Origin of the sequence: Pseudomonas lijiangensis, from assembly GCF_018968705.1 — a bacterium.
GTDB lineage: Bacteria > Pseudomonadota > Gammaproteobacteria > Pseudomonadales > Pseudomonadaceae > Aquipseudomonas > Aquipseudomonas lijiangensis.
The window spans coordinates 790,074-808,825 of record NZ_CP076668.1 but is presented as its reverse complement, the minus strand read 5'-3'; the positions used below and the strand labels follow the sequence as shown (position 1 = coordinate 808,825).

General features: G+C 58.5%; 14 protein-coding genes. 12 read left to right on the top strand and 2 right to left on the bottom strand.

Features of this window, described 5'->3' with window-relative positions:
- Positions 1 to 34 precede the first annotated feature (34 nt).
- Positions 35 to 598 carry a response regulator transcription factor gene (locus tag KQP88_RS03505; protein WP_025258431.1) on the bottom strand — a complete coding sequence of 188 codons (564 nt, stop codon included), beginning with the start codon at positions 596 to 598 and terminating at the stop codon, positions 35 to 37.
- On the bottom strand, positions 595 to 1,854 hold the full coding sequence (locus tag KQP88_RS03500) for an ATP-binding protein (protein ID WP_200994803.1): 1,260 nt from the start codon (positions 1,852 to 1,854) through the stop codon (positions 595 to 597). Before KQP88_RS03500 ends, KQP88_RS03505 begins: the two co-directional genes overlap by 4 nt.
- A 185-nt stretch (positions 1,855 to 2,039) precedes the next feature.
- Here KQP88_RS03500 and KQP88_RS03495 point away from each other — a divergent pair, with 185 nt between their 5' ends.
- The 12 genes from KQP88_RS03495 (at position 2,040) to KQP88_RS03440 (ending at position 18,750) form a co-directional block, all read left to right on the top strand.
- Positions 2,040 to 2,753, top strand: coding sequence for an SIMPL domain-containing protein (locus KQP88_RS03495; RefSeq protein ID WP_200994804.1), 714 nt, complete (start codon positions 2,040 to 2,042; stop codon positions 2,751 to 2,753).
- Positions 2,754 to 3,177: 424 nt separating this feature from the next.
- A complete protein-coding gene (locus KQP88_RS03490; RefSeq protein ID WP_216704101.1) occupies positions 3,178 to 4,149 on the top strand; it encodes an IS110 family RNA-guided transposase in 972 nt (323 codons plus the stop codon).
- A 235-nt stretch (positions 4,150 to 4,384) separates the two neighbouring features.
- Positions 4,385 to 5,938: an HET-C-related protein gene (locus KQP88_RS03485; protein WP_216704864.1), complete on the top strand. Its 1,554-nt coding sequence runs from the start codon at positions 4,385 to 4,387 to the stop codon at positions 5,936 to 5,938.
- A gap of 284 nt (positions 5,939 to 6,222) precedes the next feature.
- Complete coding sequence (locus tag KQP88_RS03480; protein ID WP_216704863.1) at positions 6,223 to 7,824, top strand: ABC transporter substrate-binding protein; 1,602 nt, start codon at positions 6,223 to 6,225, stop codon at positions 7,822 to 7,824.
- Between the two features lie 264 nt (positions 7,825 to 8,088).
- Positions 8,089 to 9,711, top strand: a complete 1,623-nt coding sequence (locus tag KQP88_RS03475) for an ABC transporter substrate-binding protein (protein ID WP_260406417.1) — start codon at positions 8,089 to 8,091, stop codon at positions 9,709 to 9,711.
- 266 nt (positions 9,712 to 9,977) lie between these two features.
- Positions 9,978 to 11,576, top strand: a complete 1,599-nt coding sequence (locus tag KQP88_RS03470; protein ID WP_216704862.1) for an ABC transporter substrate-binding protein — start codon at positions 9,978 to 9,980, stop codon at positions 11,574 to 11,576.
- A 156-nt stretch (positions 11,577 to 11,732) separates the two neighbouring features.
- On the top strand, positions 11,733 to 13,112 hold the full coding sequence (locus KQP88_RS03465) for an OprD family porin (RefSeq protein ID WP_200994808.1): 1,380 nt from the start codon (positions 11,733 to 11,735) through the stop codon (positions 13,110 to 13,112).
- A gap of 85 nt (positions 13,113 to 13,197) precedes the next feature.
- Complete coding sequence (locus KQP88_RS03460; protein WP_200994809.1) at positions 13,198 to 14,793, top strand: ABC transporter substrate-binding protein; 1,596 nt, start codon at positions 13,198 to 13,200, stop codon at positions 14,791 to 14,793.
- Positions 14,794 to 14,863: 70 nt separating this feature from the next.
- Positions 14,864 to 15,874 carry an ABC transporter permease subunit gene (locus KQP88_RS03455; protein WP_200994810.1) on the top strand — a complete coding sequence of 337 codons (1,011 nt, stop codon included), beginning with the start codon at positions 14,864 to 14,866 and terminating at the stop codon, positions 15,872 to 15,874.
- A gap of 11 nt (positions 15,875 to 15,885) precedes the next feature.
- The gene (locus KQP88_RS03450; RefSeq protein ID WP_200994811.1) at positions 15,886 to 16,797 is read left to right on the top strand and encodes an ABC transporter permease subunit; all 912 of its coding nucleotides are present in this window, start codon (positions 15,886 to 15,888) and stop codon (positions 16,795 to 16,797) included.
- Positions 16,798 to 16,807: 10 nt separating this feature from the next.
- Complete coding sequence (locus KQP88_RS03445) at positions 16,808 to 17,776, top strand: ABC transporter ATP-binding protein (protein ID WP_200994812.1); 969 nt, start codon at positions 16,808 to 16,810, stop codon at positions 17,774 to 17,776.
- Positions 17,776 to 18,750 (top strand): peptide ABC transporter ATP-binding protein, encoded by a 975-nt coding sequence (locus KQP88_RS03440; protein ID WP_200994813.1) that lies wholly within the window; start codon positions 17,776 to 17,778, stop codon positions 18,748 to 18,750. The genes KQP88_RS03445 and KQP88_RS03440 overlap by 1 nt, the downstream gene beginning before the upstream one ends.
- The last annotated feature ends 2 nt before the right edge of the window (positions 18,751 to 18,752 follow it).

Here is an 18,752-nt window from a genome sequence, read left to right as displayed (position 1 = left end):
AAAAACGCCCTCTGACCTCATGAATAAAACTTCATCAACGACGCACAGGACGCTTCTGCAATTTGCGCTGCAAGGTGCGGCGGTGCATGCCCAGCGCACGGGCCGTGGCCGAGATGTTGCCTTCATGCTCGGTCAGCACCCGCTGGATGTGCTCCCACTGCAGGCGATCCACCGACATGGGGTTTTCCGGCACCAGAGTGTCCAGGTTCGCATGCTCGGACAGCAGGGCCGCCAGCACGTCGTCGGCATCCGCCGGTTTGCACAGGTAGTTGCAGGCGCCACGCTTGATCGCCTCGACCGCCGTCGCAATGCTCGAATAACCGGTGAGGATCACCACGCGCATTTCAGGGTCCAGCTCCAGCAGCTTGGGCAACAGCACCAGACCGGAGTCGCCGTCCATCTTCAGGTCGAGCGCGGCGTATTCGGGGATATCGTTCTGGGCAATCACCAGCCCTTCTTCGGCAGAACCTGCGGTGCTGACGCGAAAACCACGACGGCTCATGGCGCGCGCCATGACCCGGGTAAAGGTTGCGTCGTCGTCGACCAGCAGCAAATGCGGAAGCTCTTCGCCTTCGACCTGGATGTCATCATCACTCATGCTTCATCTCCTTGCGTGTCACGAGGCAAGCGCAGCTCGGTGAGCGTGCCGCCCTCTTCATGACGGTAGAGTTTTACCGAACCCCCGGCGCGGGTAACGCTGGCCTTGCTCAAAAACAGGCCCAGGCCGAAACCTTTGCCCTTGGTGGTAAAGAATGGCTTGCCGATCTGCTCGGCAATGGCCAGCGGCACACCCGGCCCGTGGTCACGAATATTGATACAGATTTCCGCACTGTCCCAATCCAGGTTGACTTCCAGCCCGTCGGGACAGGCATCGGCCGCATTGTTCAAGAGGTTGAGCAGCGACTGGGTCAGGTCAGGCGGCGGCGCCAGCATCGGCACCTTGTCCTTGCCCAACTGGAAAAAACGATAACTGACTTCAGGACGCATCAAATGCCAGCGGTTCAGCGACTCGTCCATCCACTGAGTCACCGTCTGATATTCCACCGCCATGCGCCGGTTGGCTTCAGCGGCACGTACCAGTTGCTGGAGTGTCTGCTTGCACTGCTTGACCTGCTCCTGCAGGACAGAAAGGTCGTCCTGCAACTCGGGATTGCTATGATCCTGGCGCATTTCCTTGAGCAGCACGCTCATGGTCGCCAGAGGCGTGCCCAGCTCATGGGCTGCGCCTGCGGCCTGGGTCGCGACGGCCAGCAATTGCTCGTCACGCAGGCCCTCTTCACGACGCACCGCTCGCAATTGCTCCTGACGACGCAGTTCTTCGGCCATCTTCGCGGCAAAGAACGTAATGACCGACGCCGCCAGGGCAAAGCTGAGCCACATGCCATAGATCTGCATGTTCTCTCTGGAGATGGGATAGGTTTCCAGCGGATAGGATCGGTACAGAAGCGCGGTATAGAGCGTCAGGGCGATACCGGACAGGATCAGGGAATAGCGCCATGGCAAGGTGACGGCAGCGATGGTCAGCGGGACCAGATAATAGGACACGAACGGGTTGGTCGAACCGCCGGAGAAATACAGCAAGGCACTGTGGATGATCAGGTCCAGCGCCAGTTGCAGCGCATACTCCAACTCAGTGACAGGCCAGGAAGTACGCAAGCGCACGGCAGTCAGCACACAGAGCGCGACCGAACAGCCCAAGGTAATCGACAGCGGCAGCCAGGGCAGCGGCAGCACGTTGAACAGCCAGGCAATGCCGACCGAACCGGCCTGCGCAGCCAGCACCAGGGTGCGAATGAACGTCAGGCGCCACAGGTTCTGGCGCGAGGCTGAAAGCATTTGAACGGGGGCGAGCATGAGCTCTCCTGATGAGCGCTCCAGGCGGATCGAAACGAGTATAACCAAGCGAGAGGCAAAACTGGAAAAGTGCGTCAAAGCGCCACATACCGAACTGTCCGGAACCGGAACTCCTGACTACAGTCATATGAAGTTGCATCAGTCCGACAATCGTCGGATGACGCTTTTATAACAAGGAGTTACTCATGTTCAATCTTCGCCCTGTCGCCCTGGTCATCACGCTGGGAATCACGGTCCTGGCCTGTGCCCAGGCCATTGCCGAGGAACCTCGTTACAACCAGATTTCATTGCGCGCCGAGGTCAATCAAGAGGTCCAGCGCGACCTGATGCTCGTCACGCTCTACAGCGAAGCGCAGAACAGCGACCCGGCAAAGCTTGCGGCACAGATCACCGAAACCCTGAACAAGGCGCTGGGCCAGGCGCGTCAGGTCAAGGACGTGACCATCCGCCAGGGCAGCCGCAACAGTTACCCCATCTACGGCGAGAAAGGTCAGTCGATCACTGGCTGGCGTGAGCGCGCCGAACTGCGCCTGGAAAGTGCCGACTTTGCCGCGCTGTCCAAACTGACGGGCGAGTTGCTGACCGACCTGAAAATGGGCGGCATGGACTTCTCCATTTCCACGCCAACCCGCAAGGCCAGTGAAGATGCCCTGCTCAAGGATGCAGTGACCGCGTTCAAGGCCCGCGCCCAACTGGTCACCGAAGCGCTGGGTGGCACGGGCTACAAACTGGTGAACCTGAACCTCAATACTTCGGGTTATCCACAGCCCTACCTGCGCGCGCCGGTCATGATGATGAAAGCCGAACGCGCCGACGCAGCGCCGACACCTGATGTCGAAGCCGGCACCAGCCAGGTCAGCGTTGCGGCCGATGGTGTGATCGAGGTGCAGATTCCCTAGGTGATCACTGGGTAGAATCGGGCGGCGCTCCGCTCATTCGCGAAACCATTTTGAATCAAACAAGATGGAACATGCGTCATTGTAGGAGCGCGCTTGCCCGCGACCGAGTGCGAAGCGCTCGCAAAATCTACGACTGCTACGCAGCCGGTCGTCGGAGTGCCGCCCAGGGCAAGCGCGCTCCTTGTATGGCAACTATCGACATTTCTGGTGTCGATAGTTCTCGACTGATCATCGAGGGAGGGCCAAGAAGCTGTCGCGCTCCTAAGGCCCAGAGCCTGCAATACGTAGATTGAGCTCTGGCCCTCCACCCTCACTCAGCAAGTCCGAACGGTATCTGGTGCCCGTCAGTGACGTGAGCACGTATTGAATTGCAAGGCTGGACAGAGTGCAGCTCGATCATCACCCAACTGATCAAGGAGCCCATATGCCTGTAGCTGTCGGCGTCGATTGCGCTAAGAAAACCTTTGATATCGCTCTGCTCCAGGGCAACCAAAAATTTCGTACCAAAGCCAAGCTGGCCAATACGGAGGCTGGTTTCAATCAGTTCGAGCAGTGGCTGGAAACGCATGCAGAGAAAGCCTGCTGGGTCGTCATGGAAGCAACGGGCATCTACTACGAAGCCTTGGCTGAATTTCTCTACGCCAGAGGATTCAAGGTCGCAGTGCTCAATCCAGCCATCATTCATGCCTATGGCAAAGAGGATCTGCGGCGAGTCAAGACGGACAAGGCAGACGCCAAGCTCATTGCCCGGTACGGTTCTGAGCGAACTCACAAACTGCGAGAGTGGACACCGGAACCTCCGTCACAGCGGCGTTTACGGGCGCTGGTACGCCGACTGGAGGACTTGCAGGAAATGCGGCAGATGGAAGCCAATCGCCTGGAAGTTTGCGACGTCAGCGTTCAGCACTCCATACGGTCGCTCATCGACTCCCTTGACGAGCAGATCGAACACACCAGAAAAAAGATTCGTCAGCACATTGATGACGATCCCGATCTGCGCGGCAAGCGTGATTTGATCGTATCAATCGACGGTCTGGGTGACACAAGTGCGGCCTCTCTGCTGGCAGAGCTTGGGGATCCACTTAAGTACAAAGGGGCTCGTGCCATTGTGGCATTTGCCGGCCTTAACCCGGTACCTGACCAATCAGGTGAATACACAGGGCCGACGCCCATCTCCAAAACCGGGTCCGCCAGACTGCGTAAAAGCCTGTATATGCCCGGCATTGTGGCCTCCCGCCATAACGCCGTGATTAAGGCTCAAAGCGATAGGCTCAAGGCGCGAGGCAAAGCGCCCCAACAGATCATCTGCGCAGCCATGCGTAAGCTCTTGCACCTGGTGTATGGCGTGATCAAGTCAGGCAAGCCATACGATCCTAAATATGCGATGGCTGTGTAAAAGACGCCCCTTACATCCGGTATTGCAAGGGGCTGATCAAGACGGTATCTACATCTGTTTGCTGCACGACAGCGCGGCGCCAAGGCGGCGGGTGATCTCCTACTGCATCTCCTCCTCCCGACAGACCGTGTCTCCTCGCCCTACACCACTCAACGCCCAGCCTGATTCTCCCCTACCGTGTAACCCGTAGACTCATCCTGAAACCCCAATCGCATTTCAATAAAAGGAATCAAGGATGAATCCTGGCACTATCGCGTCAGTCCAGCCTCAGCAAAATGAAGACAAGACCAGTGAGGTTCACGAGCCTCTGCCCGTTGCAGCCCGCTTTGAAGCAGGCCAAGGCGAAAAAACCAAGGCCACTCATGGCTCTATAGAAGCGATCCTTGAAACGGCCGGTTTCAGGCAGGATGAAATACGCGCCATCTACTATGGCAACTGGCTGCGCGACTACTCGCAACTGCTCGACCCCAAGATCGTGCGCGCAACCACCATGCCCAAGAGCTTCCCGGACCTGCTGTCCCGTGAAGCCCTGACCAGAATCGTGGATGTGCTGGCAGTCAAGGAGTTCACCGATCTGATGAAGATCGACCGCTCGAAATTCATCGTCACCCCTGAAAGACTTGGCGTTTATCGCCCCAGCGAACACATCGACAACCCCAAGGCCGTGAACCCGAAGCCAGCCAACCCCAAGGAGCGCGACGCCGACTTCGAGGACTGGGTGAAACCCGACGATCCGGTCTTGCAGGTCGACTACAACACATCCATGAAACGCTACATCCAGCGCTCGGTGGATGTCATGAGCAATGAGCTGGACATGGCCCTGAAGGCTGGCCCGCAATCCACCGATGGCTTGCGGGCACTCGGTTCGGGCCTGCATATCCTCGAAGACTTTTTCTCCCACTCCAACTTCGTCGAGTTGAGCCTGATAAAGCTCGGCCATACCAGCGTCCTGCCATGGACATCCCCAGCAGCCTGCAGGCATCGCCTGCCTCTGGTGACCGGCATGTTCGGCGGCAGCGACATCATCGCCAGCCTTGCTGCACCACTGGGCAAGATCCTGTTCTCGACGGATGACAAACCCTTTGAACCCATCAAGGCCGGGGTGCGCTACGAGCGCGACCAGATCATTCAGATCCTGCTCAGCGAGCACCCCAACGAGCAACTGCTTCAGGGCTATGAAGCATTCCTGACCACCCGCGACCAATGGGCCAGCCTGCCGTTCTCCGAACAGGTTGAACGCTTCTATTCGTTTATCGGGACACCGGGAAGAATCGTCAACAATGCAATCGGCACGGCCATGCAGGGCCTGACCACCTGGTTTGGCAACAGCATCGACGATCTCCAGACCACACTGGGCGATGACCCGAATACCAACGGTTCTACTGACCCGTCACACTCGCAGCTTGCCAAGGACCATGCCGAACACCCGCTGCACACACTGTCTGCACTGCTGGCGGAAAAAGCGGTGCTGCAAGTGGGACAGGCGGTAAAGGGCAACTGGTTCGGCAAGGACGGCGTGCAGCACCCGGCACATGTGGCCGCCAGGTTCTTTGCCCATCCCATGGACAGCAACTGGCAGGACGAACTGGTTCGCGACTGGGCAAACCGGAATCCGGGGCTGGTCAAACATGCGTCAGTCAAAACCGAGCTGGAGCGCACCCATGAGCACTTGCGAAACAGCACACAAGTAGGCTTGAGGGTATTCAATCAAGAAGGCTCCCGTTTTCTGAATACCTTTTTCGAGAGCACTTCGCTGTCGGACCTGTGGAATAAAATCACGGGCAAGTAAGAGACCACCCGCCGCCTTGGCGCCGCTGTCGCGCAGCAAACAGGTGTAGGAGCGCGCTTGCCCTGGGCGGCACTCCGACGACCGGCTGCGCAGCAGTCGTAGATTTTGCGAGCGCTTCGCACTCGGTCGCGGGCAAGCGCGCTCCTACATTAACCTTGCAATTCAAGATGTTGCGCTATGTTTGATGAGAGCGTTGTTGGATTCCCGACAAATGCGGCACTATCCGCTGTCTATCTGCACGATGATATTCAGAACGGTTATTGCCGCACTTTGCGAGGGGTTTCATGGGACATACGATCTTCAAACCGCTGCTGTTGACTACCGCACTGCTGGCCTGCGCGCCGCTGGCCCAGGCCGCCAGTACCCTGGTGTACTGCTCCGAAGCCAGCCCTGCCGGTTTCGATCCGAGCCAGTACACCAGCGGTACCGACTTCGATGCCTCGGCCGAAACGGTTTTCAACCGCCTGACCCAGTTCAAGCGCGGTGGTACGGAAGTGGAGCCAGGGCTGGCGACTCGCTGGGACGTTTCTGCAGACGGCCTGAGCTACACCTTTCACCTGCGCGAAGGCGTGAAGTTCCACACCACTGACTACTTCAAGCCAACCCGGGCTTTCAATGCCGACGATGTGCTGTTCACGTTCAACCGTCTGCTTGATCCCGAGCAGCCGTTTCGCAAGGCTTATCCTTCAGAGTCGCCCTACTTCACCGACATGGGCATGAACAAGACCATCAAGAACATTGAAAAGGTCGATGCCCATACCGTCAGGTTCAACCTGAACAATGTCGATGCCGCGTTCGTGCAGAACCTGGCCATGAGCTTCGCCTCGATCCAGTCCGCCGAATATGCCGCGCAACTGCTCAAGGAAGGCAAGGCAGCCGATCTGAACCAGAAACCTGTCGGTACCGGTCCCTTCGTCTTCAAGCGCTATCAGAAGGATTCGCAGATCCGTTACGTGGGCAACAAGGACTACTGGAAGCCCGAAGACGTGAAGATCGACAACCTGATCTTCTCCATCAACAACGATGCCGCGGTGCGTCTGCAAAAGCTCAAGGCCGGTGAGTGCCAGGTCAGCGGCTACCCTCGCCCGCAAGACATCGAAGAATTCAAGAAAGACCCGAAGATCAAGGTTCTGAGCCAGCCGGGTTTCAACCTGGGCTTCCTGGCCTATAACGTCACACACCCGCCACTGGACCAGCTCAAGGTGCGTCAGGCGCTGGACATGGCCATCGACAAGTCGGCCATTATCAAGGCGGTTTACCAGAGCGCCGGGCAACTGGCCCAGAACGCCCTGCCGCCCGGCCAGTGGAGCTTCGACCCGGACATCAAGGACGCGCCTTACGACCCGACCAAGGCGAAGCAGTTGCTCAAGGAAGCGGGCATCGCACCGGGCACACAAATCAACCTGTGGGCCATGACGGTGCAGCGGGCTTCCAACCCCAACGCACGAATGTCGGCGCAGATGATCCAGTCCGACTGGGACAAGATCGGCATCAAGGCCAACATCGTCACCTATGAATGGGGCGAGTACATGAAGCGCTCTCGCGCAGGCGAGCACGATGTAATGATCTACGGCTGGACCGGCGACAACGGTGACCCCGACAACTGGCTGGGCGTGCTGTACAGCTGTGCGGCAGTCAAGGGCAGCAACTTCGCCAAATGGTGCGATCCGGCCTACGACAAGCTGGTGCAACAGGCCAAAGTGACCGCCGATCGCGATGAGCGGATCAAACTGTATAAACAGGCGCAACAAGTGCTCAAGGCACAGGTGCCGATCACGCCGATTGCCAACTCCAAAGTCTTCCAGCCCATGCGCCAGGAAGTCCAGGACTTCAAGATCAGCCCGTTCGGCCTGACGCCTTTCTATGGGGTGAGTCTGAGCAAGTAAGCTCATAAAAGGTAACAACCACACACCAACCGGGTGCATTCAACACGCCCGGTTGCGCGTTTATGGTGCGATAAACGGCAAAAATCCTTTGCGCAAACGATCAACTGCGCAGAAATTACACTTACGCGACATTCATGTACGCTCGTTCCACTTTTTACGGCCCCTTTGTCGTCAGCACCTTGCTTCGGGTACGACCCCTGCATAAGTATCGGATGGATCGGCTCACGAGGTCGTTCCCTCCAAATGACAATAACTGAGGCCTCCATGCTCAAACACGCAGTCATCCCGTTCATCGTCGGCGCAAGCCTGCTGGCCAGCGCACCCTTCGCTCAGGCGGCATCCAACCTTGTGTTCTGCTCAGAAGGCAGCCCGGCGGGCTTCGATCCGGCCCAATACACCACCGGTACCGACTTCGACGCCTCGGCAGAAACCATGTTCAACCGGCTGACCCAGTTCGAGCGCGGCGGCACGGCTGTCCAGCCAGGTCTGGCAACCAGTTGGGATGTGTCCCCCGACGTGCTGACTTACACCTTCCACCTGCGCAAGGGCGTCAAGTTCCACACCACGCCGTACTTCAAACCAAGTCGCGATTTCAATGCCGATGACGTGCTGTTCACGTTCAACCGCATGATCGACAAGGACCAGCCGTTCCGCAAAGCGGCCCCGACCGAATTCCCGTACTTCACCGACATGGGCATGGACAGCAACATTGCCAAGGTCGAGAAAGTCGACGACTACACCGTGAAGTTCGTCCTCAATACCGTCGATGCCGCGTTCATCCAGAACCTGGCCATGTCCTTTGCCTCGATCCAGTCTGCCGAATACGCCGACCAGTTGCTCAAGGAAGGCAAGGCTGCGGACATCAACAGCAAACCTGTCGGCACCGGCCCGTTCGTCTTCAAGAGCTACCAGAAAGACTCGAACATCCGCTTCACCGGCAACAAGGACTACTGGAAGCCTGAAGACGTCAAGATCGACAACCTGATCTTCGCCATCACCACCGACGCCTCGGTACGCATCCAGAAGCTCAAGAAGAACGAGTGCCAGATTACCGCTTACCCACGCCCTGCCGACCTTGAAACACTCAAGGCCGACAAGAACCTGAAAATGCCTGATCAGGCAGGTTTCAACCTGGGTTACATCGCCTACAACGTGATGGACAAGATCAAGGGCAGCGACACGCCGAACCCGATGGCGCAACTGAAGGTTCGTCAGGCGCTGGACATGGCGGTCAACAAGCAGCAGATCATTGACTCGGTCTACCAGGGCGCAGGCCAACTGGCCGTCAACGCCATGCCGCCGACCCAGTGGTCCTATGACACCACCATCAAGGACGCCGCGTACAACCCCGAGAAAGCCAAGGCCCTGCTCAAGGAAGCCGGCATCAAGGAAGGCACCGAAATCACCCTGTGGGCGATGCCGGTCCAGCGTCCTTACAACCCCAACGCCAAGTTGATGGCCGAGATGCTTCAGTCCGACTGGAAGAAGATCGGTATCAACGCAAAAATCGTCAGCTACGAGTGGGGTGAATACATCAAGCGCTCCAAGGGCGGTGAAAACGGCGCCATGCTGATTGGCTGGAGCGGTGACAACGGTGACCCGGACAACTGGCTGGGCACCCTGTTTGGCTGCGACGCCATCAACGGCAACAACTTCTCCAAGTGGTGCGACAAGCCTTACGACGCAATCATCAAGCAGGCCAAGGCCACACCTGACCAGGCCAAACGCACCGAGCTGTACAAACAGGCGCAACACCTGCTCAAGGATGCCGTGCCGATGACGCCTATCGCGCACTCCACCGTCTATCAGCCGATGCGCAATACCGTTCAGGACTTCAAGATCAGCCCGTTCGGACTGAACTCCTTCTACGGTGTCAGCGTGAAGTAATAGCAATATGCCTGCGCTGTTATTGCAGCGCAGGCAATTGAATGTCGGCCTGAAAAATAAATTCGCCAAGTTGCGTAATTGCGGCTAAAAGCAGTTACCTACTTGGTGAAAGTTTTTTTCCTACAACAACTAGAGCCTGCGAACCTATTTACCGCAAGCGCTGGCCGACATACCGTCGTGGCAGTTTTACTTACTTCAGATATTGTTTTCGGACGCGTCGTTACATATGAGCGCTATCACTCGCCCGTGGAAGGACAGGAATCCTTATGCGTAAAACAATCGCAATAACATCATTAGTTGGCCTTGGACTACTCAATGCGGCGACTGCAACCCAGGCCGCCAGCAGCCTGGTGTTCTGCTCGGAAGCCAGCCCTGCCGGCTTCGATACGGCTCAGTACACTGCCGCAACGGACAACGATGCCGCCGAACCCATCTACAACCGCCTGACTGAATTCAAGCCCGGCGACACAACCGTCTTGCCGGCACTGGCCACCAGCTGGGACGTATCGCCCGATGGTCTGGTCTACACCTTCCACCTGCGCGAAGGCGTCAAATTCCACAGCAACAAAGACTTCAAGCCCAGCCGCGACTTCAATGCAGACGACGTGATTTTCACGTTCAACCGCATGCTCAAGCCCGACCACCCGTTTCGTGTCGCTTATCCCACAGAGTTCCCTTATTTCAACGGCATGGGCCTGAACAAGAAGATCAAGTCCATTGAAAAGACCGGGCCACTGACCGTCGTATTTACCCTCAATACCGTCGACGCCGCTTTCATCCAGAACATCGCAATGAGCTTCGCCGCGATTCTCTCTGCCGAATACGCCGAGCAACTAATGGCCAAGGGCGACCCACGGGATATCAACCAGCAGCCTATCGGCACTGGCCCGTTTGTATTCCAGCGCTATCAGAAGGATTCGCAGATCCGCTACAAGGCCAACAAGGAATACTGGGACCCGAGCCGCGTCAAAGTCGATCAGCTGATTTTCGCCATCAATACCGACGCCTCGGTACGCATGCAGAAGCTGCGCAAGAACGAATGCCAGGTCACGCTCAACCCAAGGCCTGCCGATCTCGACGCCCTGAAAGCCGACAAGCAGTTGCAGATACTGCAACGTCCGGGCTTCAACCTGGGTTACATCTCCTACAACGTGCGTCATGAGCCGCTGGGCAATCTGCAGGTGCGCCAGGCGCTGGACATGGCGGTCAACAAGCAGGCCATCATCAACGCCGTTTATCAGGGTTCCGGGCAACTGGCGGTCAACGCCATGCCACCGACCCAGTGGTCTTATGACGACAGCATCAAGGACACGCCTTTCAACCCGGAAAAAGCCAAGGAGCTGTTGCGGGCGGCAGGCGTCAAGGAAGGCACTGAGCTGACGCTGTGGGCCATGCCGGTCCAGCGCCCTTACAACCCCAACGCCAAGCTGATGGCCGAAATGCTCCAGTCCGACTGGGCCAAGGTCGGGATCAAGGTCAAGATCGTCAGTTACGAATGGGGCGAATACCTCAAGCGCACCAAGAACGGCGAGCACGATATCTCGCTGATCGGCTGGACCGGTGACAACGGTGACCCGGACAACTGGCTCGGCACGCTCTACAGCTGTGCAGCCATTGGCGGCAATAACTACTCGATGTGGTGCGACGAAAAATACGACGCCCTGATCAAGTCGGCCATCTCCACCACCGACCGGGAAAAACGCACCGACCTGTACAAACAGGCGCAGCGCTATCTCAAGGAACAAGTCCCGATCACACCAGTTGCCCACTCCACGGTCAACCAGCCATTGCGCGCTGAAGTCGAGGGTTTCCACGTAAGCCCCTTCGGTCGCAACAGCTTCTCGGGCGTCAGCGTCAAAGACTGATCCTCAAACCCTCCGCCTGCATCACTCACGCTCAGACGTCGAGTGATGCAGGCGGGTGGCCGGATACATAAAAAAAGCCGGTCCCAAACCCGGCACCACCAAGCCAGACAGAAAAAAACTGGCGCTTTAAAAGTGATAACAAAGGAGCGGTACCCCTTGAAAACAACCAGCACGGCATTGCTTGCCCTCTCTCTGGCCTCCTTCGGCGCGGTCGCCCAGGCAGAAGAAAGCAGCACCAGCTTCGTCCCGACACAGCTAAACACCTCGAACGCACAGGACGAGGCAAAAGGCTTCTTTGAAGACCAGCATCTGACGGGCACGACTCGTAACTGGTACGCCAATGAACTCCTCCGTGGAGATGACCGCTTCAGCTACCGGAAGAACGGTGTGGCAACCCCGACTCCGCGCCGTATCAACTGGGTGCAAGGCACCATCGTCAACTACAGCTCGGGCTTCACCCAAGGCACTGTCGGCTTCAGTACCGAAGTGGCGCTGTACAACGCCATCGCGCTGGACAGGGATCGCAAGGACATTGCCGGCGGCGGTAACCGCACACTGGCCGAAAACAACGGCGACGCCGTCGGACAATGGAGCAAACTGGGCCTGGGCAACGTCAAGGCACGCATCTCCAACACCACCCTGACCGCCGGTCGCCAGTCGATCAACACACCGGTCGTTGCCTATCTCGGCAACCGGGCCTTGCCTTCCAGCTTCCAGGGCTTTGCCCTGCAGAGCGACGAGCTGAACAACCTGTCCATTCAGGCTGCGACCTTTGATCGAATTTCACCTCGTAGCGAACAGAGCCTGACGAAGTTCCGCTCCACGTATGCCAACATCAATGCGACCTCAGACCGCATGAGCATGGTGGGCGCCGACTACAAGCCTTTCAGCAATGTGACCGCCAGCCTGTACGCCTCGGATCTGGAAGACTTCTGGAAGCAGTACTACTTCGGCTTTACCCACGAGATCGGCGACAGCAAGGCCGTGGCGCTGAGCAGCAACCTGAACTACTACAAGACCAAGGACTCGGGTCAGAGCAAGCTCGGCCCTATCGATAACGACACCTACAGCCTGTCGTTCACCGCGACTCACCAGGCGCACAGCTTCGGCATCGCGTACCAGGAAGTCATGGGCAACGAGTACTTCGACTATGCCAAGGACACCAACGCCATCTTCCTGGCCAACTCCCTGCTGTCGGACTTCAACGGCCCGAACGAAAAATCCCTGCAACTCAGCTATGTCATCAACATGGGCGAATACGGCGTACCTGGCCTGAAATTCAATGCCTATCAGGCACGTGGCTGGGGCATCGACGGGACCCACTACAGAGGCACAGGCTACTCTGACGTCACCGATCTGCGCGGCGAAAGTCATTACGAATACGGCATCGGCACCAGCTACGCCTTGCAGTCCGGCCCGCTCAAGGCCACAACCGTACGCGCCACTTACACGACACACCGCTCCACTGGAGCCCAGATCGATGGCGATATCAATGAATTCCGCCTCGTAACCACGATCCCATTCAAGATCCTGTAAACAGCCATGCCTCTGCGGCGTGCGTCGTGCCTGGGCATGACACACGCCGCAGCCACGGTCTTCGCACTACTCAAGGAGGTTTCCATTGAAACTGCTCACACTACGCGCCTCGATTGCCGTCGCTGCATTCGGCCTCGCCGCCAGTGTCTGCGCCAAACCGCTGGTGGTCTGTACCGAAGCCAGCCCGGAAGGCTTCGACATCGTGCAATACACCACCGCCGTGACGGCAGACGCCTCGGCAGAAACCATCCTTGAACGTCTGGTCGCGTTCACGCCTGGCACCACAGATACCGTTCCCGGTCTTGCCGAGAGCTGGGAGATCAGCCCCGACGGCCTGGTCTATACCTTCAAGCTGCGCAAGGGAGTCAAGTTCCAGACCACCGATTACTTCAAGCCCACCCGCGACATGAACGCCGACGATGTGCTCTGGAGCTTCCAGCGGCAGATGGACGCCAACCATCCCTGGCATGCACGCTCACTGGTGGGTTACCCCTATTTCGAAAGCATGGGCTTCCAGGACCTGATCAAGAGCGTCGAAAAGATCGACGAGCACACGGTGAAGTTCACCCTTACCAAAGCCGAAGCACCGTTCCTGCGTGACCTGGCGATGCCTTTCACCTCGATCTACTCGGCCGAATACGCCGATCAGCTGCTCAAGCGTGACAAGACCGCCGAACTCAACAGCAAGCCGATTGGCACCGGTCCGTTCATCCTGACGCGCTATGCCAAGGATGCCCAGGTCCGCTATAAAGCCAACCCTGACTACTGGAAGCTGAAAGTCCCCAGTGAAGCGCTGATCTTTGCGATCACGCTGGACAACAACACCCGCCTGCAAAAACTCAAGGCAAACGAATGTCAGGTTGCGCTTTATCCAAAACCTGACGATATTGCGAGCATCAAGGCTGACCCGAATCTCAAGATCGACGAGATGGAAGCCATGATGACCAGCTATGTCGCCATCAACACATCCCACAAATACCTTGGCGATGTGCGCGTGCGGCAAGCGATCAACCTGGCTTTCGACAAGAAGTCCTACATCAGGGCTCTGTTTGGCGAAGGCAAGGCCACCGAGGGCGTCGGCCCATACCCACCGACCATGATCGGCTACGACAACGATAGCCAAAGCCCGCCGTACGATCCGGCACGGGCCCGTACCTTGCTCAAAGAGGCCGGTGTTCCAGAGGGACAGGTGTTTACCCTGTTCGCTCGCAATGGTGGTGCCGTGACCAACCCCAATCCGTTGGTGGGGGCGCAGATGCTTCAGGGCGATCTGGCCAAGGTAGGCATCAAGCTGGACATTCGCGTCATGGAATGGGGTGAAATGCTTAAACGCGCCAAGAATGGCGAACATGACATGGTTTTTGCGGGCTGGGCAGGCGACAACGGCGACCCGGATAACTTCCTGACGCCGAACCTCGGCTGCGAAGCCGCAAAAAATGGCGAAAACTATGCTCGCTGGTGCAACAAGGAGTTCGAAGACGCGATCACCCAGGCCAGGGAAAAAACCGACCCTGCCGAACGTGCCGCGCTCTACAAAAAAGCCCAGCAAGTGTTCAACCAGGAGCAGCCATGGATAAGCCTGGCCTATCCAAAACTGTTCGTAGCAATGCGCAAGAATGTCGAAGGCTTTCATATCAGCCCGCTGACCAATAACAACTTCACCACTGCACAGGTGAAGTAAGAAAAACAGCCGCCCGCGTCCACAAGATCAAGGGCGGCATGCCTGAAAGGCTGATGAGGTACACCACAAGATGTTTAGTTTTATTGCCCGCCGGGTGGGGTTACTGATCCCTACCTTCTTCGGCATCACCCTGCTGACTTTCGCCCTGATTCGCCTGATCCCGGGCGACCCGGTCGAAGTCATGATGGGCGAGCGCCGGGTCGACCCGGAAATGCACGCCCAGGCCATGGAGCGCCTTGGTCTGAACAAACCGCTTTATGCGCAATACATCGATTATGTCGGCAAGCTCGCCCAGGGCGACCTCGGCGAATCCCTGCGCACCCGCGAAAGTGTCTGGACCGAGTTCACCTCGCTGTTTCCCGCGACCCTTGAACTGTCGATCGCAGCCTTGATCTTCGCTGGCATTGTCGGCCTTCTGGCCGGGGTGATTGCCGCACTCAAGCGCGGCTCGCTGTTCGATCACGGGGTCATGGGGATTTCTCTGGCGGGCTACTCGATGCCGATCTTCTGGTGGGGCCTGATCCTCATCATGTTCTTCTCGGTATCCCTGGGCTGGACACCGGTATCGGGACGCATCGACCTGCTGTATGACATTCAGCCGGTAACCGGCTTCATGCTGATCGACACCCTGCTCAGCGATGAAGAGGGCGCTTTCCTCGATGCCCTGCATCACCTGATTCTTCCAGCCATCGTGCTGGGCACCATCCCGCTGGCGGTGATCGCCCGGATGACCCGCTCCTCGATGCTTGAAGTGCTGCGCGAAGATTACGTGCGTACCGCACGGGCCAAAGGCCTGTCGCCCGCTCGCGTAGTATTCGTCCACGGTCTGCGCAATGCGCTGATCCCGGTCCTGACCGTATTCGGTCTGCAAGTCGGCACGCTGCTGGCAGGTGCCGTACTGACAGAAACCATCTTCTCCTGGCCCGGCATCGGCAAGTGGCTGATCGAAGCCATTGGTGCACGGGATTACCCGGTCGTGCAGAACGGTATCCTGTTGATCGCCTGTCTGGTGATCCTGGTCAACTTCGTAGTGGACATCCTCTACGGCTTTGCCAACCCACGCATCCGTCACCAGCGCTGAGATCCTGACCAATGAGCACACCTACTCCTGAGGTAGCAGTCGATCAAAGCCTGCTTTACCCATCGCCTTACAAAGAATTCTGGCAAGCCTTTTCCCGGAACAAAGGTGCCGTTGCCGGCCTGATGTTCATGATCCTGATCGTGTTCTGCGCACTCTTCGCCCCCTGGGTTGCGCCCCACGATCCGAGCGAGCAATACCGCGACTTCCTGCTGACCCCGCCGGTCTGGCTCGAAGGCGGTCAATGGCAGTTCATCCTCGGCACCGACGAACTGGGTCGTGACCTGCTGTCGCGCCTGATCCAGGGCTCACAGTTGTCGCTGCTGATCGGCCTGTCGTCCGTGGTCATGTCGCTGATCCCCGGTATCCTGCTGGGCCTGCTGGCCGGTTTCTTCCCGCGCTTCCTCGGCCCTACGGTCATGCGCCTGATGGACATCATGCTGGCTCTGCCGTCGCTGCTGCTGGCGGTGGCCATCGTCGCGATCCTCGGCCCTGGCCTGATCAACACCGTGATCGCCATTGCCATCGTGTCGCTGCCTTCCTATGTGCGTCTGACCCGCGCTGCGGTCATGGGCGAACTGAACCGCGACTACGTGACCGCTGCCCGTCTGGCGGGCGCCACACTGCCACGCCTGATGTTCGTCACCGTGCTGCCCAACTGCATGGCGCCGCTGATCGTTCAGGCGACCCTGAGCTTCTCCTCCGCCATCCTCGATGCCGCCGCACTGGGCTTCCTGGGCCTTGGCGTGCAACCGCCGACGCCTGAGTGGGGCACCATGCTCGCTTCGGCCCGCGACTACATCGAACGCGCCTGGTGGGTCGTGAGCCTGCCCGGTCTGACCATTTTGCTCAGCGTGCTGGCAATCAACCTGATGGGCGACGGCCTGCGCGATGCGCTGGACCCGAAACTCAAGAATGCCGCCTGAGGAGATTCGTATGTCACTTCTGCAAATCCAGAATCTCAACGTCCGCTTCGGCGACGCCAAGGCCGTTCCCGTTGTGGATGGCCTGTCCCTGAGTGTCGAGAAAGGCGAAGTCCTGGCCATCGTCGGCGAATCCGGGTCCGGCAAGTCCGTGACCATGATGGCGCTGATGGGGCTGATCGACGCTCCCGGCATCATCACCGCCGACGCGCTGAACTTCGACGGCAACAACCTGCTCAAGCTCAATGCCCGTCAACGCCGCCGCATCATCGGCAAGGACCTGGCGATGGTGTTCCAGGACCCGATGACCGCCCTGAACCCCAGCTACACCGTGGGCTTTCAGATCGAAGAAGTCCTGCGCCAACACTTGAAACTGTCCGGCAAGGCTGCCCGTCAGCGAGCGCTGGAACTGCTCGAAAAGGTGGAAATCCCCGGTGCCGCTTCGCGCCTGGATGCCTATCCGCATCAACTGTCCGGCGGCATGAGCCAGCGTGTGGCGATTGCCATGGCCATCGCCGGTGAACCCAAGCTGTTGATTGCCGACGAACCGACCACTGCACTGGACGTCACCATCCAGGCACAAATCATGGACCTGCTGCTGAGCCTGCAAAAGGATCAGGACATGGCTCTGGTGCTGATCACTCACGACCTGGCCGTCGTTGCCGAAACCGCCCAGCGCGTCTGCGTGATGTATGCCGGGCAAGCCGTGGAAGTCGGTCAGGTACCCGGCCTCTTCGATGTCCCGGCTCATCCTTACAGCGAAGCACTGCTGGCGGCGATCCCGGAACACAGCATGGGTGCAGCGCGTCTGGCGACATTGCCCGGCATGGTGCCTGGCCGTTACGACCGCCCGATGGGCTGCCTGCTGTCACCGCGCTGCCCTTACGCCCAGGAAAACTGCCGCATCCAGCGCCCGGCACTGGACCCTAAAGCACACAGTCTGGCTCGTTGCTTCTATCCGTTGAATCAGGAGGTGGCGTGATGAGCGTCGTACTTACCGCCCGCGACCTTACCCGTCATTACGAAGTCTCTCGCGGCCTGTTCAAGGGCACTGCACTGGTGCGTGCCCTCAACGGCGTGTCCTTTGAGCTGGAAGCGGGCAAGACACTGGCTGTAGTCGGTGAATCCGGCTGCGGAAAATCCACCCTGGCCCGTGCCCTGACGCTGATCGAAGAGCCATCGTCCGGCTCCCTGAAAATCGCCGGGCAGGAAGTCGCAGGGGCCAGCAAGGCTGAGCGCAAGCAATTGCGCAAAGACGTGCAGATGGTGTTCCAGAGCCCTTATGCCTCCCTCAACCCCCGGCAGAAAGTCGGTGACCAGTTGGGCGAGCCGCTGCTGATCAACACTGACCTCAGCCGTACCGAACGCCGGGAAAAGGTTCAGGCGATGATGAGTCAGGTGGGCCTGCGTCCTGAGCATTACCATCGCTACCCGCACATGTTCTCCGGTGGTCAGCGTCAGCGTATCGCCCTGGCCCGCGCCATGATGCTGCAACCCAAGGTGCTGGTGGCCGATGAGCCGACTTCGGCGCTGGATGTGTCGATCCAGGCACAGGTGCTGAACCTGTTCATGGACCTGCAGCAGGAGTTCAATACCGCCTACGTGTTCATCTCCCACAACCTGTCGGTGGTGCGTCACGTGGCCGACACGGTACTGGTGATGTATCTGGGACGGCCTGCGGAAATGGGGCCGAAGGAAGAGATCTACAATCGTCCTCTGCACCCTTACACCCAGGCGCTGCTCTCGGCGACACCGACCATTCACCCGGACCCGCTGAAACCGAAGATCAAGATCGTCGGCGAGCTTCCTAACCCGCTCGACCCGCCAAGCGGCTGCGCCTTCCACAAGCGCTGCCCCTACGCGACCGAGCGCTGCTCCAAGGAAATACCCGAGTTACGGGCGGTTGATAACCGTCAGGTAGCCTGTCATTACGCCGAGCAGTTTGTGGCGGCGTAATC

What these genes read in the sequence shown, in the direction of transcription:
- KQP88_RS03470 (WP_216704862.1), top strand. Translation starts at nt 9,978, where the DNA reads ATGCGTAAAACAATCGCAATAACATCATTAGTTGGCCTTGGACTACTC.
- KQP88_RS03440 (WP_200994813.1), top strand. Translation starts at nt 17,776, where the DNA reads ATGAGCGTCGTACTTACCGCCCGCGACCTTACCCGTCATTACGAAGTC.
- KQP88_RS03505 (WP_025258431.1), bottom strand. Translation starts at nt 598, where the DNA reads ATGAGTGATGATGACATCCAGGTCGAAGGCGAAGAGCTTCCGCATTTG.
- KQP88_RS03480 (WP_216704863.1), top strand. Translation starts at nt 6,223, where the DNA reads ATGGGACATACGATCTTCAAACCGCTGCTGTTGACTACCGCACTGCTG.
- KQP88_RS03495 (WP_200994804.1), top strand. Translation starts at nt 2,040, where the DNA reads ATGTTCAATCTTCGCCCTGTCGCCCTGGTCATCACGCTGGGAATCACG.
- KQP88_RS03455 (WP_200994810.1), top strand. Translation starts at nt 14,864, where the DNA reads ATGTTTAGTTTTATTGCCCGCCGGGTGGGGTTACTGATCCCTACCTTC.
- KQP88_RS03450 (WP_200994811.1), top strand. Translation starts at nt 15,886, where the DNA reads ATGAGCACACCTACTCCTGAGGTAGCAGTCGATCAAAGCCTGCTTTAC.
- KQP88_RS03500 (WP_200994803.1), bottom strand. Translation starts at nt 1,854, where the DNA reads ATGCTCGCCCCCGTTCAAATGCTTTCAGCCTCGCGCCAGAACCTGTGG.
- KQP88_RS03475 (WP_260406417.1), top strand. Translation starts at nt 8,089, where the DNA reads ATGCTCAAACACGCAGTCATCCCGTTCATCGTCGGCGCAAGCCTGCTG.
- KQP88_RS03485 (WP_216704864.1), top strand. Translation starts at nt 4,385, where the DNA reads ATGAATCCTGGCACTATCGCGTCAGTCCAGCCTCAGCAAAATGAAGAC.
- KQP88_RS03445 (WP_200994812.1), top strand. Translation starts at nt 16,808, where the DNA reads ATGTCACTTCTGCAAATCCAGAATCTCAACGTCCGCTTCGGCGACGCC.
- KQP88_RS03490 (WP_216704101.1), top strand. Translation starts at nt 3,178, where the DNA reads ATGCCTGTAGCTGTCGGCGTCGATTGCGCTAAGAAAACCTTTGATATC.